This is a genomic window from Bergeriella denitrificans NBRC 102155, assembly GCF_001592185.1.
Classification (GTDB): Bacteria; Pseudomonadota; Gammaproteobacteria; order Burkholderiales; family Neisseriaceae; genus Neisseria; species Neisseria denitrificans.
The window spans coordinates 1-11,322 of record NZ_BCWL01000048.1 but is presented as its reverse complement, the minus strand read 5'-3'; the positions used below and the strand labels follow the sequence as shown (position 1 = coordinate 11,322).

Genomic DNA, 11,322 nt, shown 5'->3' with positions numbered 1-11,322 from the left:
TAACTTCTCCGACTATACCGATGAAAGCCGCCGCGATTGACAAAAAAAAAGCCGTCTGAAAAATCGGTTACGCTCGGTAATCCATTTTCAGACGGCTTTTTGATACTGCGCCGCTTTTTAGCCGCAACGGCTGAAAAGCGTACTACACACACGGATTAGCGGTGGTAATTCGGCGCTTCTTTGGTAATCTGCACATCGTGAACGTGGGATTCGCTCATACCGGCAGAAGTGATTTCCACAAACTCGGCTTTTTCGTGCATTTCCGAAATGCTGGCGCAGCCCAGATAGCCCATACTGGAGCGCAGGCCGCCCAGCAGCTGGTGGATAATGTTGATAATCGGGCCTTTAAACGGCACGCGGCCTTCGATACCCTCCGGCACATATTTATCGGTATTGTCGGTTTTATCTTGGAAATAGCGGTCGGCCGAGCCTTGGCTCATTGCACCCAGCGAACCCATGCCACGGTAAGATTTGTAAGAGCGGCCTTGATACAGCTCGATTTCGCCCGGGGCTTCTTCCGTGCCTGCGAACATACCGCCCAGCATCACGCAATACGCGCCGGCAGCCAAGGCTTTGGCAATGTCGCCGGAGAAGCGGATACCGCCGTCGGCAATCAGAGGCACGCCTGTGCCTTTCAAGGCTTCGGCCACATTGTGAATGGCCGTCAGTTGCGGCACGCCTACGCCCGCCACGATACGGGTGGTACAAATCGAGCCCGGGCCGATACCCACTTTAACCGCATCCGCACCGGCAGCCACCAAGTCCAAAGCGGCTTGGGCCGTAGCGATATTGCCGCCAATCACCTGCACTTGCGGGAAGTTTTGCTTCACCCATTTTACGCGGTCAATCACGCCTTGGCTGTGGCCATGGGCGGTATCGACGACAATCACGTCCACACCGGCTTCCACCAAGGCTTTGACACGCTCTTCGGTATCGCCGCCCGTACCCACCGCCGCGCCTACGCGCAAACGGCCTTCGGCATCTTTGTTGGCATTCGGAAACTCGGTGGTTTTCACGATGTCTTTTACCGTAATCAAGCCTTTGAGCTCGTCTTTATCATTCAACACCAACACGCGCTCGACTTTGTGCTGATGCATCAATTCGCGGGCTTCTTCAATGCTTGTACCCTCGGCCACAGTTACCAAACACTCGCGCGGGGTCATAATCGCCGATACCGGCAAATCCAGACGGCTTTCAAAACGCAAATCGCGGTTGGTGACAATACCCACCACTTTGCCGTTTTCCACCACCGGCAAACCGGACATCTTGCGCTTGCGCTCGGCACGCAGCTTCAGCAAATCGCCGATTAACACATCGGGCGCAACAGTCACCGGGTCTTTAACGATGCCGCTTTCGTGGCGCTTCACTTTGGAAACGGCACGCGCCTGCAGCTCGGGCGTCATGTTTTTATGGATAATGCCGATGCCGCCCTCTTGCGCCATCGAAATGGCCAAACGGGCTTCGGTTACAGTATCCATTGCGGCAGAAAGCAGGGGGGCGTTGAGCGAGATTTCGCGGGTGAGTTTGGTTTGAAGCGTGACGTCGCGCGGCAGCACAGTTGAATGTGCGGGAACCAGTAAAACGTCGTCAAAGGTGTAGGCTTTTTCTACGATACGCATGATGCTCGGGCTTTCCAGTTTGTGCAAGATGCATCGCATTATACCATGCGCGCCCGCATAAAATCCAGCCGCAAAAAAGCCGTCTGAAAACCCGACTACGCTCGATAAGCGATTTTTCAGACGGCTTTATTTCATCATGAATATCCCGACACTTACCTTGAAATCCATATCGAACGACGCTTGTTTGCCGTCCCGCTCAATCGCTTTCGGAATAATGGAAGCGTAAGGCAATCAGCCAAATACCGCTATCATCGGCGCGGTAAACGATACGGTGCTCTTGAGTAATGCGGCGGCTGTAATAACCGCTCAGGCTGTGGCGCAGCGGCTCAGGCTTGCCGATGCCCTCAAACGGATTGCGCTGCATATCCTTAATCAGCGTATTGATGCGTTTTAATACCGCTTTATCGTTTTGCTGCCAATACAGATAATCGGCCCATGCATCTTCGGTAAAGTGCAGGGTCATTCTGCCAACTCTCTAATCGTGGTTTTACCGGCTTCTACTTCGGCAATGCCTTTAGCCAAACGCGCGGCCATAGCGGGATTGGAAAGCAAATAAGCTGTTTCAGTCAGGGCGTTGTATTCGGCAATATCAAGCAATACCGCAGCCGACGCGCCGCTGCGTGTAATCAATACCGGCTCGGCATTATCGGCGACACGATCCAGCATAGCCGCCATATTTTTGCGGAAATCAGAAGCATGAACGGCAAACATGGGTATCTCCATTAATCAACTTTTGTACTTGATTATGTACAACGAAAACAGGTTTGTCAATCCGGCAGGGAAATATAGGTTAAAGGCAAAATAACGCCGCATTATGCTTATTTTATCCGCCACATTTCATTGAAACACCTGATAAAATCACCTTCCCCTGCCCCCACACCCGCATAAATTGTCAACAAAGCCGTCTGAAAAAATGTTAATATGCCGTTGATTTTCCGTTTGGATGCCGCTATGAATTCTTTACTCCAGCAACTGCAACCCTATCCTTTTGCCCGCCTGCGCGAAGCCATGCAAGGCTTGGAAGCGCCGGCCGGTATGACGCCCGTTCCCCTGCATATCGGCGAGCCGAAGCACGCAACGCCTAAAGTCGTTACCGATGCGCTGGCCGCTTCGCTCTCCGAGCTGGCCGCCTACCCGCTGACTGCCGGCCTGCCCGAATTGCGCCGCGCCTGCGCCGACTGGCTGCGCCGCCGCTACGACGGCCTGAGCTTGGATGCCGATACCGAAATCCTGCCGGTATTGGGCAGCCGAGAAGCGCTGTTTGCCTTTATCCAAACCGTGCTCGACCCCGTTGCGGGCGAAGAGAAACCCGTTGTCATCAGCCCCAATCCGTTTTACCAGATTTATGAAGGCGCTACGCTGCTCGGCGGCGGCGAAATCTATTTTGCCGACTGCCCTGCGCCCAAGTTCAACCCCGATTGGCGCAGCATCGGCGAAGATGTCTGGCGGCGCACCAAAGCCGTTGTCGTCTGCTCGCCCAATAACCCCAGCGGCAGCGTGTTGCAGCTGGAAGACTGGCGGGAAATTTTCGAGTTGCAAGACCGCTACGGCTTTGTGATTGCTTCCGACGAATGCTATTCCGAAATCTATTTCGACGGCAACAAGCCCATAGGCTGCCTGCAGGCGGCTGCCGAACTGGGACGCAGCAACAAAGGGCTGGTGATGTTTACCAGCCTTTCCAAGCGTTCCAATGTACCCGGCCTGCGCTCCGGCTTTGTGGCCGGTGATGCCGCCCTGCTGAAAGATTTTCTGCTTTACCGCACCTATCACGGCAGCGCCATGAGCCTGCCGGTGCAGCGCGCCAGCATCGCCGCGTGGAACGATGAGCAGCACGTCATCGAAAACCGCCGCCTGTATCAGGAAAAATTCGCCAAAGTCATTCCGATTTTGCAGCAGAAATTCCAAGTGAAAACGCCTGATGCCTCGTTTTACGTTTGGCTGAAAATCCCCGACGGCGACGACTTGGCTTTTGCCCGCATGCTGTGGCAGCAGGCTGCCATCCAGGTTTTGCCCGGCCGCTTTCTGGCCAGAGACGGCCGCCACGGCAACCCCGGCCAGGGCTATGTCCGCATCGCGCTGGTGGCCGATGTCGAAACCTGCGTTAAAGCGGCGAAAACCATCGTGGCGCTGTATCAGGGCGGAGAAGCCTAAACGACTGCTTTAGATGTAAAGCCATAAAAAGAAGATGCTGCTCCGATGGAAGCGGTATCTTCTTTTTTTAATGTGTTCAAAAATAAAAAAAGCCGTCTGAAAACAGCCATATTGCGTTTTCAGACGACTTTTCTTGATGCAAAATGCAAAAGCGATTAAGCGCGTTTGCGGAATTCGCCGGTGCGGGTATCGATTTCGATTTTGTCGCCGTTTTCGATGTAAGCCATCACTTGGATTTCGGCGCCGCCTACCAGGCGTGCGGTTTTCATCACTTTACCGGAAGTATCGCCTTTAACCGCAGGCTCGGTGTATTCCACTTCGCGCACGATAATGGTCGGCAGCTCTACGGAAATCGGGTTGCCTTCGTAGAAGGTCACTTCGCATTGGTCTTCCATGCCGTCAACGATGAATTTCAATGCGTCGCCGATGTTTTCGGCTTCGATTTCGTATTGGTTGAACTCTTCGTCCATAAATACATACATCGGATCGGCAAAGTAGCTGTAAGTACAGTTTTTGCGCGACAATACCACAACATCAAATTTGTCGTCGGCTTTCACGATGGTTTCGCTGGCTGCGCCGGTCAGCAGGTTTTTCAGTTTCATGCTGACTTTAGCAGAGCTGCGGCCGCCTTTGATGTATTCGGTTTTTTGTACGACCATCGGGTCGTTGCCGATCATAAATACGTTACCGGCGCGCAGTTCTTGTGCTGTTTTCATAATAAATTTCCGTTGATAGGTGAAAAATAAACGCGCTATTTTAGCTTATCTTGGGCGAATTTGGCTAGTTTTTCTAATGCGGAAGGCTGCGCGGCAATAAACGCCCGCCAAGCCTCCGCCGCCTGCCGCCAGCTGTCGTGCCCGGCCAGCAGCGTCTGCCAATTTTTCAGACGGCTTGCCGCGTCCAAAACCGTGCCGCCGTTCAACTCGTCCGACAAAGCCTGATGCGCCGCCAAAAGCCCGGGCGGATAAAACGCACCGGCTTTTTCCCAAAACGCGTGCAACTTGTCCAAATGCACATTTTCGTCCTGCGGATAAATGTGCCAGAAAAAAGGCTTGCCCGAAAGCTGGGCGCGTACAAAGCTGTCTTCACCGCGCACCATCAGCACATCATGCAAACTCAGCAAACGGTCAAAATCTTCCTGCGCCACAAACGGTATCTTCACCAAACGCACACAGGCCGTCTGAAAAACCGCCCCATCCTCCGGCAAAGCATCTTCCGGTATGGCCCCCGCTGCTTTCAGGCTCTCAATAATCTGCTGCCCCGCCAGATAAACCGTAAGCGGCTCGCCGCACTGCCGCCAAGTGTCCAGCCAACGCGCCCATACCGCGCTGCGGTAGCCGAACAGCAGCCACTCACTGCCGCTTTTCTCCGGCAGATTAAGCCTTGCCCGAAGATTATCCGCCGCCGCCAAGCCGTCTGAATAATCACGCTCGCGTATCAGACCGCCGCTCTTGTCGCCAAAACCCATAAACCAAAAATACTTACTGCTGCCGTCGGCCTGCAGCGAAGGCAGAAGATGCAGCCGCTCATGGCTGTCTTCCGCGCTCAAATACTCCCAGTTCAACCACAACGGCCGCACCCGACGCACCACCGAACGCACATTCGGCGGCAGCTCGCAGGCAAAGGTTTCAATCACGATTTGCGGATCAGGCAAATCCGCCACATCCTCCGCCAGCAGCGGCTGCCAGCGGTGCACCGCAATCCCGCCATGCAAACACGGTACATCAGGCAAATCCGGACAAATCACCCGCAAAGCAGCAACATCATCCACCCACAAGTGTACCTGCCAACCCAGCTCACGACTTAAAGCCCGCGCCAACCGCCACGACACACCGATATCGCCGAAATTGTCGATGACATTGCAAAACAGCCAGCAAGCCGGTGCGGCCGACTCAAATATCTGCCGCGTCTTGCATACTGATTGCCGAAATGAAAAATGCGCCATAACATCCTTTTGCCATGCTTGCCTAAACTCTACAAAGCCGTCTGAAAATCTGCATTTTTCAGACGGCTTTTTCTCTATCTGCCGGTTTCAGCGCAGGCTGCCCGATACCTGCCAGATGGCCGAAAGCATGGCTTCGCCCAGGCGCAGCGAGCGTTGGCCGTTCCAGCCGAAATCATCATCGGGCAGATTGTGGTTGTCTTTAAACGGCATTTCCAGCGTATAGGCCAAGCAGCCGAACTGCTGGCCGACCCAGTTGGTTGCCAGCCGCATATCGGCCTGGCCCGGCTCATCTTTCGGATAGCCGTATTCGTCTTGGAAATCGGGGCTGGCGGCTTCGAGCGCAATTTTGAATTGCTGCTCCAAAGCGGCGATGCGCTCGTTGTAGGCGGGAATGCCCTCGGTGCCGGCGGCGAATACGAAAGGAATGGTTTCATCGCCGTGGATGTCGAGAAACAGATCCACGCCGGTTTCCTGCATTTTTTCGCGCACGGCAAACACTTCCGGGCTTTTTTCCCGGCTAGGTGCAGCCCATTCGCGGTTGAGGTTGGCACCGGCGGCGTTGGTACGCAGGTTGCCCAGTGCGGAGCCGTCGGGGTTCATGTTCGGCACGATATAGAACGTGGCGCGGTCGAGCAGCGCGCGTGCGGTCGGATCCTGCGGGTCAAGCAGGCGTGCGAGCAAGCCCTCGATAAACCATTCGGCCATGGTTTCGCCCGGATGCTGGCGGGCAATCATCCAGACTTTCAAATCGCTTTCCACTTGGTTACCGATGGTAAGCAGATTGATGTCACGCCCTTCTACCGTGCTGCCCAAATCGTCAATCTGACACAGGCCGCTGCCTTGCGCTTCGCCCAAAAGGTTGAGATGCTGCTCGCTGGAATACGGCTCGAAATAGGCGTAATAAATACTGTTGGAAAGCGGGGTGTGGTTGATGGTCAGCACACCGTTTTCATAAGCGGTCGGCACGCGGAACCAGTTGCGGCGGTCGTAAGAGGCGCAGGCCTGATAATCTTCCCAGCCCTCGGGATAGGCTGCCTCGGCCGCATTGTCGAAATGCATCACGCAATTTTGATAGGCCGCACCCTGCAGGCGGAAATAAAACCATTGTGCGAAATCCGCCGCGTTGTCGGGGCGCAGGGCGAGGCGGATATCGGCCGGGTTGCTCAGGTCTTTTACGATGACCGAGCCGCCGTCAAATCGGGTGCTGATTTTCATAATTGCTCTTTCGGAAAGCGTCGCATACAGATACCGCTATTTTAAAGCATTTCCGCCCGCCTATAAACGGTTTTCCGTGCCAAGCGCCCGCCTGCCGCGCAACAACACAAAAAGCGCGGGAGCTGATACACTATAGGCGGATAGAATACGGACGGGCACGGCAAGGCCGCCGCGTCCGTATTCTCCATCATATTATCACCCTTTACGTTATCACCCTTTCCGGAGGATACACCATGCTGGCCATCATCGGCGGCAGCGGCCTGACCCGACTGCCCGAACTTCATCTCAGCGGCCGCCGCATCGTGCGCACCCCTTACGGCCTGACCAGCAGCCCGGTATTAACCGGCCGCTTGGGCAGGCAGGATATTGTCTTCCTGGCGCGCCACGGCTTCGGCCATACCGTTGCACCGCACGAAATCAACTACCGCGCCAATATCTGGGCGCTGCACACTCTGGGCGCAACAGACATTATCGCGGTTTCGTCCGTTGTCAGCATCAATGATGATTTGAGCAACGGTGTGCTGGTGATGCCGCACGACTTAATCGACTACACCTATGGCCGCCAAGCCACGTTTTCCGAAGGCGGCCACGAGCCGGTTAAGCATTTGGATTTTCTCACACCCTACGCTGAGACTTTGCGCAGTCAACTGCTGCAACACGCGCAGTCGCGGAATACGCCGCTTTACGGCGAAGCGGTGTACGGCTGCCTGCAAGGCCCGCGCTGGCCGACACTGGCCGAAGTCCGCCGCTACCGCAACGACGGCGTGGATATTTTGGGCATGACGGGTATGCCGGAAGCGGTATTGGCCTACGAACTGGGCATGAATTACGCCCATCTGTGCGGCATCGTCGGCATGCGCTGCTTGAGCAGCCAGGCTCAGGCCTGCCAGTCTGATGCGGCCGCCACCATCGAAACCATCCGCCGCCTGCTGGTGGATTTGTAAACGGAGCGGCGGTGTAAACCTCATTCGCCGCTGCTTTTGCTTTCGCCCGGATTGCGGTGCGCCTATCTGCAAACCATAAACAGATACAGAAAAGCCGTCTGAAAATTCGATTTTCAGACGGCTTTTCTGCTCTCCGCCGTACATACTGAACATGAAATATAATCGGAAAAATTAAAATCTGTTACAGCGTTACTTCGCCTTGCCGTACTACTTGCACTGTCTGCGGTTCGCCGCCTTGTACCAGAATTTACTTTCTCCGACTATAAAAAAACGGTCGATTTCATCCAATCTTTGCTGTTTTTATAAAGCAACGAGAGAGCAAATCAACATATACTGACACTCTTCTGCCAAAATGGTTAAAATAAGTAAATAAGCCCACCATTATCTTGCATTTATCTACCATATAACTGATTTTAACATTTGAATGTTTCTATTTAACTAAGGAGAAAATATGTCCCTGAAAACCACCCTCGCCTGCTCGATTGCCCTCGGCTTACTGGCCGGCTGTGCAACTGAATCCTCGCGCAGCTTAGAAGTCGCCAAAGTAAGCTCATATAACACACAATATAACGGCGTGCGGACACCGATTTCCATCGGCAGCTTCGACAACCGCTCCAGCTTCCAGAAAGGTGTGTTTTCCGACGGGGAAGACCGCATCGGAAGCCAGGCCAAAACCATCTTGGCAACCCACCTGCAGCAAAGCAACCGCTTCAACGTATTAAACCGCACAAATTTAAGCGCACTGAAACAGGAAGCCGGTATTTCCGGTAAGGCGCAAAATTTGAAAGGTGCGGCTTACGTCATTACCGGTGATGTTACCGAATTCGGCCGTAAAGATGTGGGCGATCATCAGCTGTTCGGTATTTTGGGACGGGGCAAGTCACAGATTGCCTATGCTAAAGTTTCCCTGAATGTTGTCAATGTCCGAACTTCTGAAGTGGTTTTCTCTACTCAAGGTGCGGGTGAATATTCTTTGTCTAACCGCGAAATTATCGGTTTCGGCGGCACGTCCGGCTACGATGCAACTCTGAATGGCAAAGTATTGGATTTGGCCGTACGTGAAGCCGTCAACAACTTGGTGCAAGCGATTGACAGCGGCGCTTGGCAGCCCAACCGCTAAGGAGGCCGTATGAAAAACACTCTGACCGCCTACGCCCTGCCCTTAGCCGCCGCATTGCTGCTGGCCGCCTGCGGCTCCGCGCCAAAGTCGATGTATTATTGGAAAAACTACAATGATACGGTTTACCAACATTTGAAAAATGATGACGGCAGCCTCGGCAAGCAAATTTCCAAGATGGAAAAATATTTTAACGAAGCCAATCTCAAACAGCAGGCTGTAGCCCCGGGTGCGCATGCCCATATGGGCTTGCTGATGGTTGCCGCCGGGCAGCCGGAAGCCGCGTATACCCAATTTGAGGCCGAAAAAAATCTGTTTCCGGAGTCTTCCATATTTATGGACTTCCTGATGAAAAACAAAGCGAAAAAGGGGAAAAAATGAAGATGATGAAAATCTTGCTGCCTTTGGCTGTACTTGCTCTGGCAGCTTGCCGAACGCCCCATACCACCCAGCCTTACGACTATACCGCATTTAAAGAAAGCAATCCAAAATCCATCTTGGTGCTGCCGCCTTTAAATGAGTCGCCTGATGTCAAAGCAACATGGGGGATGCTGGCTGCCACCACCCTGCCGCTTTCAGAAGCCGGCTACTACGTTTTCCCGGTAGCAGTTGCCACGGAAACTTTTAAGCAAAACGGTTTAAGCAATGCTGCCGATATCCATGCAGTCAAATTAAACAAGTTGCGTGACATTTTCGGTAATGATGCCGTCTTATACATCACCGTAAAAGAATACGGCACGAAATACCAAGTGCTTCAGAGTGTAACCACGGTTACAGCCGATGCCAAACTGGTCGATACCCGCAACGGTAAAACGCTCTGGCAAGGCTCGGCCAGCGCTTCGGACGAGGCCGGCAAAAACAATAACAACGGCTTATTCGGTGCCCTGATTGGCGCTTTAGTCGATCAAATTTCCGGTACATTGGGCGACAGGGGCTACGATATGGCGCAAACAGCCGCCAGCCGACTGCTCTCCCCAAGCACCACCAATGGCATTCTTTACGGCCCCCGTTCACCGCATTACCAGTCTGCCCCTAAGTAAGTGCGGATTTGACTTGTTATAAACATACTTGTCGAGATTACGGCTTAGCAACTATAATCATTTAAAATAAGGATGATGCGCCTTGTCGTACTCTCCGTACTGCCTGCGGCTTACTGCCTTGTCTCAATCTAAATTGAAACGACTATACATTACAACCATTTGCGCCGGTAAAAGAAAATCAGCAATCCTGCGATAATGGCGGCCATTACGCCGAGCAGGATAAAGTAGCCGTAATGCCAATGCAGCTCGGGCATATTGTCGAAGTTCATGCCGTAAATGCCGGTGAGTACCGTCAGCGGCATAAAGATGATGGTGATAACGGTCAACACGCGCATTTGTTGGTTCATGCGGTTGGATTGGAACGACAGGTAAACATCCATCATGCCGACCACGGTATCGCGGGAAGCATCTAGGGATTCAATCAACTGCATGATGTGGTCGTACACATCGCGCAGATACACGCCGGTATCTTCTTGGAAAATGGCGAATTCTCTACGTACCGCCAGTTGGTACAATACATCGCGCATCGGCTGCAGGCTGCGGCGCAGGCGGACGGCATCGCGTTTGAGCCGATGGATTTTGCCGAGCAGGTCATCGCCTGTGTTGTCTTTAAACAGGGTTTTGTCTATAGCTTCGACGCGGTTGTTGTATTCGTCGAGCACGATAAAGTAATCGTCGATGGTGAGGTCGAGCAGACAATAGGTCAAAAAAGCGGCGTTTTTATGCAGAATGTCCAGCGGATTACTGCTCATTTTGGCTCGGAAACGGCTGAACAGACCCAATGGTTTTTGCTGGAACGACAGCACAAAATCTTGGCCGATAATCAGATACACTTGGTCGGAATGCAGCTTTTGCGGGGAATAGCGGTACACCTGCGCGGCAATAAAGACATAATGGCCGTAATCTTCGATTTTCGGGCGTTGCTTGCGGCTGAGGATGTCTTCAATCACCAAATCGTGAATGCCGTAAGGTTCGAGCGCGTGTTTGAGCAGGCCGGCATCGTTGATGCCGACAAAGTGCAGCCAGTTGGTTTCGCCTTGCGCGGGCGCTGCGATTTGCGGCAGCTTGTTTCCGGCGGGGATATAGTCGTGTTGAGCGAAACCCGTGGCTGAATACAGCGTTTGGTGAATGGCACACTTGGGCGCATCGGCGGTATTGCTGCGCGGCGCAGCCTGACCGAGCGGCATTTCGGTATCGGCTTCGTAAGGTGTTGCGGCAGAGGGTTGGGCGGCAGATGATTGAGAAGAGTTCATAGCAAATACATAAATAGAGGCCGTCTGAAAAGCAGATT

The 11,322-nt window shown here is 53.5% G+C and carries 12 protein-coding genes; 5 read left to right on the top strand and 7 right to left on the bottom strand.

What is annotated here, in order from left to right:
- Window positions 1-155: 155 nt before the first annotated feature.
- The 3 genes from guaB to BDE01S_RS04415 all read right to left on the bottom strand — a co-directional run bounded on the left by guaB (window position 156) and on the right by BDE01S_RS04415 (window position 2,330).
- Window positions 156-1,619, bottom strand: coding sequence for an IMP dehydrogenase (gene guaB, locus BDE01S_RS04425; RefSeq protein ID WP_066077858.1), 1,464 nt, complete (start codon window positions 1,617-1,619; stop codon window positions 156-158).
- Window positions 1,620-1,815: 196 nt separating this feature from the next.
- Entirely contained in the window at window positions 1,816-2,082 is a 267-nt protein-coding gene (locus BDE01S_RS04420) for a Txe/YoeB family addiction module toxin (RefSeq protein ID WP_066077850.1), read from the bottom strand.
- Window positions 2,079-2,330 carry a type II toxin-antitoxin system Phd/YefM family antitoxin gene (locus BDE01S_RS04415; RefSeq protein WP_066077849.1) on the bottom strand — a complete coding sequence of 84 codons (252 nt, stop codon included), beginning with the start codon at window positions 2,328-2,330 and terminating at the stop codon, window positions 2,079-2,081. Before BDE01S_RS04415 ends, BDE01S_RS04420 begins: the two co-directional genes overlap by 4 nt.
- 240 nt (window positions 2,331-2,570) lie before the next feature.
- Between BDE01S_RS04415 and dapC the strand changes: the two genes are divergently transcribed.
- On the top strand, window positions 2,571-3,770 hold the full coding sequence (gene dapC, locus BDE01S_RS04410; protein WP_066077856.1) for a succinyldiaminopimelate transaminase: 1,200 nt from the start codon (window positions 2,571-2,573) through the stop codon (window positions 3,768-3,770).
- Window positions 3,771-3,925: 155 nt separating this feature from the next.
- Here dapC and efp read toward each other — a convergent pair whose 3' ends face one another.
- The 3 genes from efp to BDE01S_RS04395 all read right to left on the bottom strand — a co-directional run bounded on the left by efp (window position 3,926) and on the right by BDE01S_RS04395 (window position 6,933).
- Entirely contained in the window at window positions 3,926-4,486 is a 561-nt protein-coding gene (efp, locus tag BDE01S_RS04405; RefSeq protein WP_066077847.1) for an elongation factor P, read from the bottom strand.
- 35 nt (window positions 4,487-4,521) lie between these two features.
- Window positions 4,522-5,715, bottom strand: coding sequence for an elongation factor P maturation arginine rhamnosyltransferase EarP (gene earP, locus BDE01S_RS04400; RefSeq protein ID WP_082790417.1), 1,194 nt, complete (start codon window positions 5,713-5,715; stop codon window positions 4,522-4,524).
- Between the two features lie 87 nt (window positions 5,716-5,802).
- Window positions 5,803-6,933: a M14 family metallopeptidase gene (locus BDE01S_RS04395; RefSeq protein WP_066077843.1), complete on the bottom strand. Its 1,131-nt coding sequence runs from the start codon at window positions 6,931-6,933 to the stop codon at window positions 5,803-5,805.
- Between the two features lie 230 nt (window positions 6,934-7,163).
- On the opposite strand from BDE01S_RS04395, the gene BDE01S_RS04390 reads away from it, so the two are divergent.
- The 4 genes from BDE01S_RS04390 to BDE01S_RS04375 all read left to right on the top strand — a co-directional run bounded on the left by BDE01S_RS04390 (window position 7,164) and on the right by BDE01S_RS04375 (window position 10,031).
- Complete coding sequence (locus BDE01S_RS04390) at window positions 7,164-7,874, top strand: S-methyl-5'-thioinosine phosphorylase (RefSeq protein WP_066077841.1); 711 nt, start codon at window positions 7,164-7,166, stop codon at window positions 7,872-7,874.
- A 451-nt stretch (window positions 7,875-8,325) separates the two neighbouring features.
- Window positions 8,326-8,994, top strand: a complete 669-nt coding sequence (locus BDE01S_RS04385; protein WP_066077840.1) for a CsgG/HfaB family protein — start codon at window positions 8,326-8,328, stop codon at window positions 8,992-8,994.
- A gap of 9 nt (window positions 8,995-9,003) precedes the next feature.
- On the top strand, window positions 9,004-9,372 hold the full coding sequence (locus tag BDE01S_RS04380) for a DUF4810 domain-containing protein (RefSeq protein WP_066077838.1): 369 nt from the start codon (window positions 9,004-9,006) through the stop codon (window positions 9,370-9,372).
- Window positions 9,373-9,374: 2 nt separating this feature from the next.
- Window positions 9,375-10,031 (top strand): DUF799 domain-containing protein, encoded by a 657-nt coding sequence (locus tag BDE01S_RS04375; RefSeq protein WP_066077837.1) that lies wholly within the window; start codon window positions 9,375-9,377, stop codon window positions 10,029-10,031.
- Window positions 10,032-10,180: 149 nt separating this feature from the next.
- Here the strand turns inward: BDE01S_RS04375 and corA are convergent, their stop codons facing one another.
- Complete coding sequence (gene corA, locus BDE01S_RS04370) at window positions 10,181-11,218, bottom strand: magnesium/cobalt transporter CorA (protein ID WP_066077853.1); 1,038 nt, start codon at window positions 11,216-11,218, stop codon at window positions 10,181-10,183.
- Window positions 11,219-11,322: the final 104 nt, after the last annotated feature.